Annotated in this window: 15 protein-coding genes; 14 read left to right on the top strand and 1 reads right to left on the bottom strand. The window is 61.1% G+C overall.

From position 1 onward, the window contains the following. Positions 1 to 13 precede the first annotated feature (13 nt). Positions 14 to 4198 carry a DNA-directed RNA polymerase subunit beta' gene (gene rpoC, locus ACXYMS_RS13255; RefSeq protein WP_458906956.1) on the top strand — a complete coding sequence of 1395 codons (4185 nt, stop codon included), beginning with the start codon at positions 14 to 16 and terminating at the stop codon, positions 4196 to 4198. Positions 4199 to 4282: 84 nt separating this feature from the next. Here rpoC and ACXYMS_RS13250 read toward each other — a convergent pair whose 3' ends face one another. Beyond that, positions 4283 to 5275 (bottom strand): NAD(P)-binding domain-containing protein, encoded by a 993-nt coding sequence (locus ACXYMS_RS13250; protein ID WP_458906954.1) that lies wholly within the window; start codon positions 5273 to 5275, stop codon positions 4283 to 4285. A gap of 642 nt (positions 5276 to 5917) precedes the next feature. On the opposite strand from ACXYMS_RS13250, the gene rpsL reads away from it, so the two are divergent. The 13 genes from rpsL to rplP all read left to right on the top strand — a co-directional run bounded on the left by rpsL (position 5918) and on the right by rplP (position 14892). Continuing rightward, complete coding sequence (rpsL, locus tag ACXYMS_RS13245; protein WP_035080811.1) at positions 5918 to 6289, top strand: 30S ribosomal protein S12; 372 nt, start codon at positions 5918 to 5920, stop codon at positions 6287 to 6289. 14 nt (positions 6290 to 6303) lie between these two features. Continuing rightward, positions 6304 to 6774 carry a 30S ribosomal protein S7 gene (gene rpsG / locus ACXYMS_RS13240; protein WP_458906952.1) on the top strand — a complete coding sequence of 157 codons (471 nt, stop codon included), beginning with the start codon at positions 6304 to 6306 and terminating at the stop codon, positions 6772 to 6774. A 12-nt stretch (positions 6775 to 6786) separates the two neighbouring features. Beyond that, entirely contained in the window at positions 6787 to 8877 is a 2091-nt protein-coding gene (gene fusA / locus ACXYMS_RS13235; protein ID WP_458906951.1) for an elongation factor G, read from the top strand. 68 nt (positions 8878 to 8945) lie between these two features. Then, positions 8946 to 10136: an elongation factor Tu gene (gene tuf, locus ACXYMS_RS13230; protein WP_458906950.1), complete on the top strand. Its 1191-nt coding sequence runs from the start codon at positions 8946 to 8948 to the stop codon at positions 10134 to 10136. A 69-nt stretch (positions 10137 to 10205) separates the two neighbouring features. Beyond that, complete coding sequence (gene rpsJ / locus ACXYMS_RS13225; RefSeq protein ID WP_291376832.1) at positions 10206 to 10514, top strand: 30S ribosomal protein S10; 309 nt, start codon at positions 10206 to 10208, stop codon at positions 10512 to 10514. A gap of 84 nt (positions 10515 to 10598) precedes the next feature. Next, complete coding sequence (gene rplC, locus ACXYMS_RS13220) at positions 10599 to 11294, top strand: 50S ribosomal protein L3 (RefSeq protein WP_458906947.1); 696 nt, start codon at positions 10599 to 10601, stop codon at positions 11292 to 11294. Then, positions 11295 to 11915, top strand: coding sequence for a 50S ribosomal protein L4 (gene rplD / locus ACXYMS_RS13215; RefSeq protein ID WP_458906946.1), 621 nt, complete (start codon positions 11295 to 11297; stop codon positions 11913 to 11915). Beyond that, positions 11912 to 12205 carry a 50S ribosomal protein L23 gene (locus ACXYMS_RS13210; RefSeq protein ID WP_458906944.1) on the top strand — a complete coding sequence of 98 codons (294 nt, stop codon included), beginning with the start codon at positions 11912 to 11914 and terminating at the stop codon, positions 12203 to 12205. Before rplD ends, ACXYMS_RS13210 begins: the two co-directional genes overlap by 4 nt. Positions 12206 to 12223: 18 nt before the next feature. Next, on the top strand, positions 12224 to 13063 hold the full coding sequence (gene rplB, locus ACXYMS_RS13205) for a 50S ribosomal protein L2 (RefSeq protein WP_458906942.1): 840 nt from the start codon (positions 12224 to 12226) through the stop codon (positions 13061 to 13063). A gap of 3 nt (positions 13064 to 13066) precedes the next feature. Next, a complete protein-coding gene (gene rpsS / locus ACXYMS_RS13200; protein WP_458906941.1) occupies positions 13067 to 13345 on the top strand; it encodes a 30S ribosomal protein S19 in 279 nt (92 codons plus the stop codon). A gap of 1 nt (position 13346) precedes the next feature. Next, complete coding sequence (rplV, locus tag ACXYMS_RS13195) at positions 13347 to 13727, top strand: 50S ribosomal protein L22 (protein ID WP_035102626.1); 381 nt, start codon at positions 13347 to 13349, stop codon at positions 13725 to 13727. Beyond that, positions 13727 to 14464: a 30S ribosomal protein S3 gene (gene rpsC / locus ACXYMS_RS13190; protein ID WP_458906940.1), complete on the top strand. Its 738-nt coding sequence runs from the start codon at positions 13727 to 13729 to the stop codon at positions 14462 to 14464. The genes rplV and rpsC overlap by 1 nt, the downstream gene beginning before the upstream one ends. Positions 14465 to 14478: 14 nt before the next feature. Then, the gene (rplP, locus tag ACXYMS_RS13185) at positions 14479 to 14892 is read left to right on the top strand and encodes a 50S ribosomal protein L16 (RefSeq protein ID WP_046104453.1); all 414 of its coding nucleotides are present in this window, start codon (positions 14479 to 14481) and stop codon (positions 14890 to 14892) included. Positions 14893 to 14894 lie beyond the last annotated feature (2 nt).

Below are 14894 nucleotides of genomic sequence, written 5' to 3'. Positions count from 1 at the left end.
GAGGAGAGAATAGATGAATCATCATTCCCACGTCATGGACCCGTTCAACCCCGCTGTCCCGGTCCAGACTTTCGATCAGATGAAGATCTCGATCGCGAGCCCCGAGAAAATCCTGTCCTGGTCCTATGGCGAGATCAAGAAGCCCGAGACCATCAATTACCGCACGTTCAAGCCCGAGCGTGATGGCCTGTTCTGCGCCCGCATCTTTGGGCCCGTGAAGGATTATGAGTGCCTGTGCGGCAAGTACAAGCGCATGAAGTTCAAGGGCGTCATCTGCGAAAAGTGCGGTGTGGAAGTCACCCTGAGCCGCGTTCGCCGCGAGCGCATGGGCCATATCGAGCTGGCCGCACCGGTCGCGCATATCTGGTTCCTCAAGTCCCTGCCGAGCCGCATCGCGCTGCTGCTCGACATGACGCTCAAGGATATCGAACGCATCCTCTATTTCGAGAATTACGTCGTTCTCGATGCCGGCCTCACTCCGTTCACCCAGAACGAGCTGCTCACCGAAGAGCAGTTCCTGGATGCCCAGGATGAGTACGGCGCCGACAGCTTCACCGCCAAGATCGGCGCCGAAGCCATTCGCGAAATCCTGCTCTCGCTCGATCTGGAAAAGATCGCGGCGGACCTGCGCGTGGAAATCGCCGAGGCGACTACCGAGCTCAAGCCCAAGAAGCTGGCCAAGCGTCTCAAGATCGTCGAGCAGTTCATCGTTTCGGGCAACAAGCCCGAATGGATGATCATGACCGTCATTCCGGTCATTCCGCCCGAGCTGCGCCCGCTGGTGCCGCTGGATGGCGGTCGCTTCGCGACGTCCGATCTGAATGATCTCTATCGTCGCGTGATCAACCGCAACAACCGGTTGAAGCGCCTGATCGAGCTGCGTGCGCCGGACATCATCATCCGCAATGAAAAGCGCATGCTGCAGGAAGCCGTTGACGCGCTGTTCGACAATGGCCGCCGTGGCCGCACCATCACCGGTGCCAACAAGCGTCCGCTGAAGTCGCTCTCTGACATGCTCAAGGGCAAGCAGGGCCGCTTCCGCCAGAACCTGCTCGGCAAGCGCGTCGACTATTCGGGCCGTTCGGTCATCACCGTGGGTCCGAACCTCAAGCTGCACCAGTGCGGCCTGCCCAAGAAGATGGCGCTCGAGCTGTTCAAGCCCTTCATCTATTCGCGTCTGGAGGCCAAGGGCTTCTCGTCGACGGTAAAGCAGGCCAAGAAGCTCGTTGAGAAGGAAAAGCCGGAAGTCTGGGATATCCTGGATGAGGTTATCCGCGAACATCCGGTTCTGCTGAACCGCGCCCCGACCCTGCACCGCCTTGGCATCCAGGCTTTCGAGCCGATGCTGATCGAAGGCAAGGCCATCCGCCTGCATCCGCTGGTCTGCTCGGCCTTCAACGCCGACTTCGACGGCGACCAGATGGCCGTTCACGTGCCGCTGTCGCTCGAAGCCCAGCTTGAAGCCCGCGTCTTGATGATGTCGACCAACAACATCCTGCACCCGGCCAATGGTCAGCCGATCATCGTGCCGAGCCAGGACATCGTGCTGGGTCTCTATTACCTGTCGCTGATGAACGATAACGAGCCGGGCGAAGGCATGGCGTTCGCGTCCTATGCCGAGCTCGAGCACGCGATCGACAACAAGGTCGTGACCCTGCACACCAAGATCAAGGCTCGCGTCCCTGCCTGGGATGCGGATGGCAAGCAGATCACCGAGATCGTGGAAACGACCCCGGGCCGCATGCTGATCGGCCAGATCCTGCCGCTGAGCCCGACCGTCCCGTTCGCGACGGCCAACCAGCTGATGACCAAGAAGATGATCTCCAAGATGATCGACACCGTGTATCGCGGTTGCGGCCAGAAGGAGACGGTCATTTTCTGTGACCGCGTTATGCAGCTCGGCTTCAAGAATGCCTGCGATGCCGGTATCTCGTTCGGCAAGGATGACATGGTTATCCCCGCGTCGAAGTACACCATCGTGGAAGAGACCCGGAAGCTGGTCGAGGAGTTCGAGCAGCAGTACAATGACGGCCTGATCACCCAGGGCGAAAAGTACAACAAGGTCGTGGACGCCTGGGCCAAGTGCGGCGACAAGGTTGCCGAAGAGATGATGGACGCGATCCGCACCGTGCAGATCGACCAGGAGACCGGCCGCCAGAAGCCGATCAACTCGGTCTACATGATGTCTCACTCGGGTGCCCGTGGTTCACCGGCCCAGATGAAGCAGCTTGCCGGCATGCGCGGCCTGATGGCCAAGCCGGACGGCTCGATCATCGAGACCCCGATCACCGCCAACTTCAAGGAAGGCCTGAACGTGCTGGAGTACTTCAACTCCACCCACGGTGCCCGCAAGGGTCTGGCCGACACCGCCTTGAAGACCGCGAACTCGGGTTACCTGACCCGTCGCCTGGTCGACGTGGCTCAGGACGCGATCATCGTTGCCGAGGATTGCGGCACCGAACGGGGCCTGACCATGGAGCCCATCGTTGATGCGGGCCAGGTCGTTGCCTCCATCGGCCAGCGCGTGCTGGGCCGCACGACGGCGGACGACGTGTTCCATCCGCTGACCGGTGACCTGATCGCTCCCAAGGGCATCCTGCTCGAGGAAAAGCATGTCGACGTCATCGAGGAAGCCCGGATCCAGTCGATCCGCATTCGCTCGCCGCTGACCTGCGATATGCGCCAGGGTTGCTGCGCGGCCTGCTATGGCCGTGACCTTGCGCGTGGCACGCCGGTCAATATGGGTGAGGCCGTGGGCGTCATTGCCGCCCAGTCGATCGGTGAACCCGGCACCCAGCTCACCATGCGTACCTTCCACATTGGTGGTACGGCACAGGTGGTGGACAGCTCGTTCCTCGAATCCGGCGCCGAAGGCAAGATCGAGATCCGCAACCCCAACGTCGTCAAGGTCGAGGGTGGCAAGCTGGTCGTCATGGCCCGCAATGTGTCGCTGGCGATCCTGGATGCCGATGGCAAGGAACGCACCACCCACAAGGTGACCTATGGTTCCAAGCTGCTGGTGAAGGAGGGCGATATGGTCCGCCGTGGCCAGCGCCTGGCCGAATGGGACCCGTACACCCGTCCGATCCTCGCCGAAGTCGAGGGCGAGGTGCTGTTCGAGGATCTGGTGGACGGTGCATCGGTTGCTGAAAACACCGACGAGGCCACCGGCTTCACCAAGCGCGTGGTCATCGACTGGCGCGGCAACCAGCGCGGCGAGGGCCTCAAGCCCGCGCTCGCCATTGCCCGCGGCGGTGCCGTGGCCAAGGTGGATCGCGGCGGCGAAGCCCGGTACCTGCTGTCGGTGGATGCGGTTATCGCCGTCGAGCCGGGCGAGAAGGTGTCCCCGGGTGACGTGCTGGCCCGTATCCCGCTGGAAAGCGCCAAGACCAAGGACATCACCGGCGGTCTGCCGCGTGTGGCCGAGCTGTTCGAAGCCCGTCGTCCGAAGGATCACGCCATCATCGCCGAGATCGATGGTACTATCCGCTTCGGCCGCGACTACAAGAACAAGCGTCGCGTCATCATCGAGCCGACCGAGGACGGTGCTGATCCGGTGGAATACCTGATCCCGAAGGGCAAGCCGTTCCATCTCCAGGAAGGCGATGCCATCGAGAAGGGCGAGTACATCCTGGACGGGAATCCGGCTCCGCACGACATCCTTGCGATCAAGGGCGTCGAGGAACTGGCACGCTATCTCGTCAACGAGATCCAGGAGGTCTATCGCCTGCAGGGCGTGCTGATCAACGACAAGCATATCGAGGTGATCGTTCGCCAGATGCTGCAGAAGGTCGAGATCGTCGAACCCGGTGACTCGGGCCTACTCAAGGACGAGCAACTCGACAAGCTCGACTTCGATGAGCTCAACGATCAGCTCGCTGCCGAAGGCAAGAAGCCTGCAACGGCCAATCCGGTGCTGCTCGGCATCACCAAGGCATCGCTGCAGACCCGCTCCTTCATCTCGGCTGCCTCGTTCCAGGAAACCACCCGCGTGCTCACCGAGGCTGCGGTCTCGGGCAAGGCCGACCTGCTCGAAGGTCTCAAGGAGAACGTGATCGTTGGTCGCCTGATCCCGGCCGGTACCGGCGCCGGCATCACCCAGGCCAAGCTCATTGCTTCCAAGCGCGATGACCTGATCCTGGAAGAGCGCCGCCGCCAGGCCGAAACCGCCGCCATTGCGGCGCCGGCCGCCGAATAAGGCTTGCGGGAGACTCGAATTTGGGAAGGGGCCTTCGGGCCCCTTTTCTTTTGCCTGCCGGCCAATGCGTAAAGGCTGCGCGAGTTACGGCACTGACCCCAGAAACCCAACCAATTCCTTGGCCGCAGCGGCGCCGGCGCGATTTGCCCCGACGGTCGAGGCAGATGGTCCGTAACCCACCAGATGAATGCGCGGGTCCTTGGCCACCTGGGTGGCGAGCCGTCCCGTCATGGTGATCCCGCCGCTGTCTTCACGCAGTTGCAAAGGCGCGAGGTGATCAAGCGCGCTGCGAAAGCCGGTGCACCAGAGGATCACGTCAACGTCGAGCGTCGAGCCATCGGGCCAGACCACGCCCTTTGGCGTAATCTCGGAGAACATGGGCATCCGGTTGAGAACACCGCGTTCGCGCATGGCGATAATGGCCGGTGAGACCGGCAGGCCTGTCACCGAAACGACTGCGCGGGGTGGCAATCCAGCGCGAACCCGTTCTTCGACCATCGCCACGGCCCGCCGCCCTGCATCCTCATCAAACGGGCCTTCACGCCAGCGCGGCGGCGTTCTGGTGACCCAGGTCGTTCGCGTTACGAGAGAAATCTGGTCCAGCAACTGGATAGCGGAGATACCGCCGCCGACGATGAGAACGCGTTGCCCGGCAAAGTCCTTCGCGTCGCGAAAGTCACGCGTGTGCAGCGTGTTGCCTGTGAAGGTTTCGGCGCCGGGGTAGTGAGGAACGTAGGGGTTTTCCCAGGTGCCTGTGGCATTGATGATGCCGCGGGCCGAGAACAGGCCGCGGTCACTCTCCACTCTCAATCGCTCGCCACGGTCGCAGACGACAGAAACGGCGGCGGGCCGCAATACCCTGAGATCGAAATGCTCTTCATATGCGGCGAAGTAATGCGGCACCGCCACGGAGGCTTTGACCGTGTCGTCGGGCCCTGCATAGTCCGCGAAACCAAGGCCGGGCAGGTCGTGCACACGATTGACGGTGCTCAGGGTGAGGGATGGCCAGCGATATTGCCAGGCGCCGCCGGGACTGGGCGCCTGATCAAGCACGATGAAATTACGACCAGGCGTCAATCCAAGCTTTTTGAGTGATAGGCGGCACTCAGGCCAGCCTGTCCGGCGCCGATAACTGCAATATCCAGTTTGAGCGCAGAGCGCACGGTCCGTTCGGTCACTCTAGGCTCCGCAGGTAGATGACTGATCTAGGATGCGGGAAGGGTTGGAACAAGGGCAGGGGGCCTATACGACATTCCGGTCAGGACATTGACCTGACTGCCGAACGATCCGAGCAGGAACCGTCCAATTTGGTGGAGAGAGGTCATGGCGGCCATGCCTACCTCAAACGCAGGGCTCGCCTTCGGATTATTCACGAAAGAATCCTTGACGCGCGGCGGAGTCGGTTCTAAACAGCGCCTACCTTAGCGGTCGGTCGTGGTTGTCACACCGGGTCCCTGCCATCCAGCGCGGGAATCCAGGGCAACCAAACACACTGTCGGGTAACTAGACGACGCAAATCCTTGTGCGCATGACTGCTGCCGAAAGGCGGGTGGTCCGCTGCAACTGAGGCGCTGCCGAAACCCTCGCGGGATCGGGCAAGCGCCGCTTTGGTTTGCTTGTGTAGACCGAACTGTGGTGTTCCCTCGGGAATGCGACAAACGAACACCAGGGGTCGTTCCTCGCGAACGGCACCGAATTTTGGACGATGGAAAGAGCGCAATGCCCACCATTAATCAGCTGATCCGCAAGCCACGCGCCAGCAAGCCAAAGCGGAACAAGGTTCCGGCCATGGAAGCCAATCCGCAGAAGCGCGGCGTTTGCTCCCGTGTGTACACCACGACCCCGAAGAAGCCGAACTCGGCTCTGCGCAAGGTTGCCAAGGTCCGCCTGACCAACCAGCGCGAAGTGATCTCGTACATTCCGGGCGAGGGTCACAATCTGCAGGAGCACTCCGTTGTGCTCATCCGCGGCGGTCGCGTGCGCGACCTGCCGGGCGTTCGCTACCACGTGCTCCGCGGTGTCCTGGACACGCAGAGCGTGAAGGACCGCAAGCAGCGCCGGTCCAAGTATGGCGCGAAGCGTCCGAAGTAAGGAGATATTGAGCGATGTCCCGTCGTCACCGCGCAGAGAAGCGTGAAGTCATTCCCGATCCCAAGTTCGGCGATCTGGTCGTTACCAAGTTCATGAATTCGCTCATGAAGGACGGCAAGAAGTCGGCTGCCGAGTCCATCGTCTATGGTGCTTTCGACATCGTCGAGACCAAGACCAAGCAGGACCCGATCACCGTGTTCCACGGCGCCCTGGACAATATTCGTCCGTCCGTCGAAGTGCGTTCGCGCCGCGTTGGCGGTGCCACGTACCAGGTTCCGGTCGAAGTTCGTGCCGACCGTCAGCAGGCCCTGGCCATTCGCTGGCTGATCGACAGCGCCCGCAAGCGTGGTGAGAACACCATGCGCGAGCGTCTCTCCGGCGAGCTTATGGACGCGATGAACGGTCGCGGCCAGGCCGTGAAGAAACGCGAAGACACGCACCGTATGGCTGACGCCAACCGTGCCTTCTCGCACTACCGCTGGTAGTAGGAGCGCCCCATGGCACGCGAATACCCGATTAATCTCTATCGTAACTTCGGCATCATGGCTCACATCGATGCTGGCAAGACGACCACGACCGAACGCATCCTCTACTATACCGGCAAGTCCCATAAGATCGGCGAAGTCCATGACGGCGCCGCGACCATGGACTGGATGGAGCAGGAGCAGGAACGCGGTATCACCATTACCTCGGCTGCCACCACGACCTTCTGGAAGGATCGTAATGGCACCATGCACCGCTTCAACATCATCGACACTCCCGGCCACGTGGACTTCACCATCGAAGTCGAACGTTCGCTGCGCGTGCTCGACGGTGCCGTCGCGCTGCTGGACGCCAATGCCGGTGTCGAGCCACAGACGGAAACCGTCTGGCGCCAGGCCGACAAGTATGAAGTGCCGCGCCTGATCTTCGTCAACAAGATGGACAAGATCGGTGCCGATTTCTATCGCTGCGTCGAGATGATCGGCTCGCGCCTCGGTGCCAAGGCCGTCCCCGTGCAGCTGCCGATCGGTGCCGAGAACGAGTTCAAGGGCGTTGTCGACCTGATCGAGATGAACGCTCTGGTCTGGCGCAACGAAGAGCTCGGTGCCCAGTGGGACATCGTCGAGATTCCCGACGATCTCAAGGAGCGTGCCGCTCAGTACCGTGAGCAGATGATCGAAGCCGCCGTCGAAATCGACGACGAAGCCATGGAAGCGTATCTGAACGGCGACATGCCGAACAATGATACCATCCGTCGCCTGCTGCGCCGCGGCACCATCGACACCAAGTTCTTCCTGGTGTTCGCCGGTTCGGCCTTCAAGAACAAGGGCGTGCAGCCCCTGCTCAACGGCGTTATCGACTTCCTGCCGTCGCCGGGCGACGTTCCGGCCATCCAGGGCATCGATGCCAAGACGGAAGAGCCGATCGAACGTCACGCCGATGACAGCGAGCCGCTCTCGATGCTGGCGTTCAAGATCGCCAACGACCCGCATATGGGTACGCTGACCTTCTGCCGCATCTACTCGGGCAAGCTCGAGCAGGGCATGATGCTTGAGAACACTGTCAAGGAAAAGCGCGAGCGCGTTGGTCGCCTGTTCCAGATGCATTCGAACAGCCGCGAGCAGATCAGCGAAGCCTTTGCTGGCGATATCGTGGCCATTGTGGGACTCAAGGATACCACCACCGGTGATACCCTTTGCCCGCAGAATGCCCAGGTTATCCTCGAGCGCATGATTTTCCCGGAGCCGGTCATCGACATCTCGGTCGAGCCGAAGTCCAAGGCCGACCAGGAAAAGATGGGCCTTGCGCTCAATCGCCTGGCTGCTGAAGATCCGACGTTCCGCGTCAAGACCGACGAAGAATCCGGCCAGACCATCATTTCGGGCATGGGCGAACTTCACCTCGACATCCTCGTCGACCGCATGCGTCGCGAGTTCAAGGTCGAGGCCAATATCGGCCAGCCGCAGGTGGCTTACCGCGAAACCATCACCAAGCTTGCCCAGGTGGACTATACCCACAAGAAGCAGTCCGGTGGTTCGGGCCAGTTCGCCCGCGTCAAGCTGACCGTCGAGCCGTCGGAAGTCGGCAAGGGTCTGGAATTTGTGAATGCCGTCGTCGGCGGTTCGGTGCCCAAGGAATATATCCCGGGCGTCGAAAAGGGCGTGAAGTCGGTCATGTCGGCCGGTCCGCTGATCGGGTTCCCGATCGTGGACGTCAAGGTGACCCTCACCGAAGGCGCCTACCACGACGTCGACTCCTCGGTCCTCGCCTTCGAAATCGCTGGCCGTGCCGGCTTCAACGAGGCTCTGCGCAAGGCTTCTCCGAAGATCCTTGAGCCGATCATGAAGGTTGAAGTTGTCACGCCGGAAGATTACATGGGCGATGTCATCGGTGACCTCAATTCCCGACGCGGTCAGATCCAGGGCACTGAAAGCCGTGGCATCCTCCAGGTCGTGAATGCCTACGTACCGCTCGCGAACATGTTCGGTTATGTGAACTCGCTGCGCTCCATGAGCCAGGGTCGTGCACAATACTCGATGACGTTCGACCACTACGAGCAGGTTCCGCAGGCAGTCGCCGACGAAGTCCAGGCCAAGTACGCCTAAACACAGCGCAAGCTAATAAAAACTCAACTGAATGTCGGCGATTGCGCTGACGAATTTGGAGAAAAGCGATGGCGAAGGAAAAGTTCTCCCGCAATAAGCCGCACTGCAACATCGGCACCATCGGTCACGTTGACCATGGCAAGACCTCGCTGACTGCAGCGATCACCAAGATCCTGGCCGAAACCGGCGGCGCCACCTTCAAGGCGTACGACCAGATCGACGCCGCTCCGGAAGAGAAGGCACGCGGCATCACCATCAACACTGCCCACGTCGAGTACGAGACGACCAATCGTCACTACGCTCACGTGGACTGCCCCGGCCACGCTGACTATGTGAAGAACATGATCACCGGCGCCGCTCAGATGGACGGCGCGATCCTGGTCGTGTCGGCTGCCGACGGCCCGATGCCCCAGACCCGTGAGCACATCCTGCTCGCCCGTCAGGTTGGCGTGCCGGCTCTGGTCGTGTTCCTGAACAAGTGCGACATGGTCGACGATCCGGAACTGCTCGAACTGGTCGAGCTGGAAGTCCGCGAGCTCCTGAGCTCGTATGAATTCCCCGGCGACGATATCCCGATCATCAAGGGCTCGGCCCTGGTTGCTCTGGAAAATGGCGATCCGAAGCTCGGCCACGATGCCGTTCTCGAGCTGATGGCGGCTGTCGACTCCTACATCCCGCAGCCGGAACGTCCGGTTGACCTGCCGTTCCTGCTGCCGATCGAAGACGTGTTCTCGATCTCGGGCCGTGGCACCGTGGTCACCGGTCGTGTTGAGCGCGGTATCGTCAAGGTTGGCGAAGAAGTCGAGATCGTCGGCATCAAGGCAACCCAGAAGACCACCGTTACCGGCGTTGAAATGTTCCGCAAGCTGCTCGACTCGGGTGAAGCTGGCGACAACATCGGCGCGCTGATCCGCGGTATCGACCGCACCCAGGTGGAACGCGGCCAGGTTCTCTGCAAGCCCGGTTCCGTGACCCCGCACACCGACTTCGTTGCTGAGGCCTATATCCTCACCAAGGAAGAAGGCGGCCGTCACACTCCGTTCTTCGGCAATTATCGTCCGCAGTTCTACTTCCGCACCACCGACGTGACCGGCATCGTGACGCTGCCGGAAGGCACCGAGATGGTCATGCCGGGCGACAATATCAACATGAACGTTCAGCTCATCGTTCCGATCGCCATGGAAGAGAAGCTGCGCTTCGCTATCCGTGAAGGTGGCCGCACTGTCGGCGCCGGCGTCGTCGCGAAGATCCTGAAGTAAGCCTCTTTGAGACATTCGTGGCGCGCGGATGAACGCGCGCCACGAACCTTTTATGTCAGGATTGTGAAGATGAACGGTCAGAATATCCGCATCCGCCTCAAGGCGTTTGACCACCGCGTGCTCGACTCCTCGACCCGCGAGATCGTCAATACCGCCAAGCGTACGGGTGCACAGGTTCGCGGGCCGATCCCGCTGCCGACCCGCATCGACAAGTTCACCGTGAACCGCTCGCCCCATATCGACAAGAAGTCGCGCGAGCAGTTCGAGATCCGGACCCACAAGCGTCTCCTGGACATTGTGGACCCGACTCCCCAGACGGTCGATGCACTGATGAAACTTGATCTTGCCGCCGGCGTCGACGTCGAAATCAAGCTCTGAACTAACGAGTTTTCGCGCCTGCCGCTAAATGGGTCCTCTGAAGAACATGACCCGGCAGAGCGCCAATAGAGAAGGTAAAAACCGATGCGTTCTGGATTGATCGCACAGAAGCTGGGCATGACCCGCATCTTCACCGAGGACGGTAATCACGTCCCTGTGACGGTGCTGGAACTGCAGAACTGCCAGGTGGTGGCCCAGCGGACCGTCGAAAAGGACGGCTATGTCGCCCTGCAGCTGGGTGCTGGCCAAGCCAAGCCCAAGAATGTCTCCAAGGCAGAGCGCGGCCACTATGCCGTTGCCAAGGTTGAGCCCAAGCGTCACGTGGCCGAGTTCCGCGTGGATGCCGACAACCTCATCGAGGTTGGCGCAACGCTCAAGGCCGATCACTTTGCCGAGGGTCAGCTGGTCGACGTGACCGGAACCTCCATCGGTAAGGGTTTTGCCGGCGGCATGAAGCGCTGGAACTTCGGTGGCCTGCGCGCCTCGCACGGTGTGTCCGTGTCGCACCGTTCGATCGGTTCGACCGGTGGCCGTCAGGATCCGGGCAAGACCTTCAAGAACAAGAAGATGCCGGGCCATATGGGTGATCGTCGCATCACCACGCAGAACGTAAAGGTCGTCAAGACCGACGTGGAGCGTGGCCTGATCATGATCCAGGGTTCGGTTCCAGGCTCCAAGGGCGCCTGGATCATGATCAAGGACGCCGTCAAGAAGCCGGCTCCCGCGAACGCAGCCTTCCCGGGCTCGTTCGAGGCCGCAGCTGCGGGAGAAGCGAAGTAAATGGAACTCCAGGTAACCACTCTCGAAGGCAAGTCGGCCGGCAAGGTCGAGGTCACGGACGCACTGTTCGGCCTCGAAGTTCGCCCCGACATCCTGCACCGCATGGTTCGCTACCAGCAGCTCAAGGCCATGGCCGGCACGCATGACGTGAAGAACCGGTCGGAAGGCGTGCGCACGGGCAAGAAGTTCGTGAAGCAGAAGGGTTCTGGCGGCGCCCGTCACGGCGATCGCAAGGCTCCGCAGTTCCGTGGCGGTGGTCGTGCATTCGGCCCGACTCCGCGCAGCCACGCCATCGACCTTCCCAAGAAGGTTCGTGCGCTGGCGCTCAAGCATGCCCTGAGCGCCAAGGCCAAGGCGGGTTCGCTGATCGTCATCGACTCCATCTCGCAGAAGGAAGCCAAGACGGCTGCCCTGCGGACGACGTTCGGCAAGCTGGCCTGGGCGAATGCCCTGATCATCGATGGCGCGAATGTGGACCAGAACTTCGCTCTGGCCGCTCGCAACATCCCGAATATCGACGTGCTGCCGATCCAGGGGATCAACGTTGTTTCGATCCTGAAGCGCGACAAGCTCGTCCTGACCAAGGCAGCGCTGGAAGCGCTCGAAGCGAGGTTCGCATGAACAAGCTTGCCGCATACGATATCATCCGCAACCCCGTCGTGACGGAAAAGTCGACCATGGCTTCTGAAGCCAACCAGGTCGTCTTCGATGTCGCCATCGACGCAAACAAGACCGACATCAAGGCCGCCGTAGAGCAGCTATTTTCGGTCAAGGTCAAGGCAGTGAACACCCTGGTCCGCAAGGGCAAGGTGAAGCGCTTCCGTGGCAAGGTCGGTGTGCGCAACGATGTCAAAAAGGCCATCGTGACTCTCGTCGACGGCCAGTCGATCGACATTTCGACCGGCCTCTAAGGGATAAGAGACAGACAAATGGCTCTAAAGACTTACAACCCCACCTCCGAAGGCCGCCGCACCCTGGTGACGACCGACCGTTCAGAGCTCTGGAAGGGCGCCCCGGTCAAGGCTCTGACCGAAGGCCTCAGCAAATCCGGTGGTCGTAACAACCGTGGTCGCATCACTGCGTTCCATCGTGGTGGCGGTCACAAGCGCAGCTATCGCATGGTGGATTTCAAGCGTGTCAAGTTCGACATGGTCGGGACCGTAGAACGTCTCGAATATGATCCGAACCGCACCGCCTGGATCGCGCTGATCAAGTACGAAGACGGCGAGCTGGCCTATATCGTGGCTCCGCAGCGTCTGGGCGCCGGTGACAAGGTCATTTCCTCGCTCAACGGCGCGGACGTGAAGCCGGGCAACACGATGCCGCTGGAACGCATGCCGGTCGGCACGATCGTGCACAATATCGAGCTGAAGCCCCGCAAGGGTGGCCAGGTCGCCCGTTCTGCCGGTGCCTATGCCCAGTATGTGGGCCGCGATGCCGGTTGGGCGATCCTTCGCCTCAATTCGGGTGAGCAGCGCCGCGTGCACGGCTCGTGCCTGGCGACCGTTGGTGCCGTGTCCAACCAGGACCACTCCAACACCTCGCTCGGCAAGGCCGGTCGCAATCGCTGGCTCGGCCGCAAGCCGGTCAACCGCGGTGTGACCATGAACCCGGTCGATCACCCGCATGGTGGTGGTGAAGGCCGTACCTCGGGTGGCCGTCACCCGGTTTCCCCGTGGGGCAAGCCGACCAAGGGCAAGCGTACGCGCAGCAACAAGGCTACGGACAAGTTCATCGTTCGCAGCCGTCACGTGAAGAAGGGCAGGTAAGTCATGACCCGTTCGATTTGGAAGGGGCCGTTTGTTGACGGCTATCTGCTCAAGAAGGCCGAAAAGGCCCAGACCTCCGGCCGCAGCGATGTGGTCAAAATCTGGAGCCGCCGCTCGACCATTCTTCCGCAGTTCGTTGGCATCACCTTTGGTGTCCACAACGGTCAGAAGCATGTTCCGGTAAACGTCACCGAAGACATGATCGGCCACAAGTTCGGTGAGTTCGCGCCGACCCGTACCTATTACGGTCACGCGGCCGACAAGAAGGCCAAGAGGAAGTAAGATGAGCAAGCCGAAGACTGAGCGCGCTCTCAAGGATAACGAGGCAAAGGCTGTGCTGCGCATGCTGCGCATCAGCCCTCAGAAGCTGAACCTCGTCGCGCAGTTGATCCGTGGCAAGAAGGTCGAGAAGGCTCTGGCCGATCTCGAATTCAGCCACAAGCGCATCTCCGGCCAGGTGAAGAAGGTGCTGGAAAGCGCCATCGCCAACGCCGAAAACAATCATGGCCTGGACACCGACGCCCTCGTCGTTGCCGAAGCCTTTGTGGGCAATTCGCTGGTGATGAAGCGCTTTACCGCTCGCGGTCGTGGCAAGTCGTCGCGCATCGAGAAGCCGTTCTCGCACCTGACGATTGTTGTCCGGCAAGTTGAGGAGGCCGCATAATGGGCCAGAAAATCAATCCAATCGGCTTCCGCCTGGGCATCAATCGCACCTGGGACAGCCGTTGGTTCGCCAATAAGGGCGAATATGGTTCGCTGCTTCAGGAAGACCTGAAGATCCGTACCATGCTGATGGAAGATCTGAAGGCCGCCGCGGTCTCCAAGATCGTCATCGAGCGTCCGCACCGCAAGTGCCGCGTGTCGATCCACACTGCCCGTCCGGGCATCGTGATCGGCAAGAAGGGCGCCGACATCGACAAGATCCGCGCCAAGGTGAAGAAGTTCACCGACAGCGAAGTGCACATCAACATCGTTGAAGTGCGCAAGCCGGAAACCGATGCGACGCTGGTTGCCCAGGGCATTGCCCAGCAGCTGGAACGCCGCGTGGCCTTCCGTCGCGCCATGAAGCGCGCCGTGCAGACCGCGATCCGCATGGGCGCCGGTGGTATCCGCGTTAATGTTGGCGGCCGTCTCGGCGGTGCCGACATCGCCCGTACCGAATGGTATCGCGAAGGTCGCGTGCCCCTGCACACCCTGCGTGCCGACATCGACTACGGTACCGCTGAAGCCAAGACCACTTACGGCATCATCGGTATCAAGGTCTGGATCTTCAAGGGCGAAGTCCTTGAGCATGATCCGTCGGCTCATGAGCGTCGCGCCACCGAAGGTAGCGAAGGCGGTCAGCGTAGCGAACGCGAACCGCGTCGTGAACGCGGCGACCGCGATCGCGAACGCGCATAAGAAGGTAGTTCATTATGCTGCAACCGAAGAGAACCAAGTTCCGCAAGGCTCACAAGGGCCGCATCCATGGCCTGGCCAAGGGTGGTACCGATCTGGCCTTTGGCCAGTACGCTCTCAAGGCCACCGAGCCGGAGCGCGTTACCGCCCGCCAGATCGAGGCTGCCCGCCGTGCGATCACTCGCGAAATGAAGCGCCAGGGCCGCGTTTGGATCCGGATTTTCCCGGATCTGCCGGTTTCCAAGAAGCCTACCGAAGTCCGCATGGGTAAGGGTAAGGGCTCCGTGGAGTACTGGGCCGCACGCGTAAAACCGGGTCGTATCGTTTTTGAGATTGACGGCGTACCCGAAGACGTTGCAAAGGAGGCCCTTCGCCTCGGAGCAATGAAGTTGCCGATCACCACGCGTATTGTCACGCGTATTGCCGACTAAGG

It is taken from the genome of Devosia sp. CAU 1758 (genome assembly GCF_054482695.1).
The sequence above is the reverse complement of the archived record's forward strand: the minus strand, read 5'-3'. Positions and strand labels throughout refer to the sequence as shown.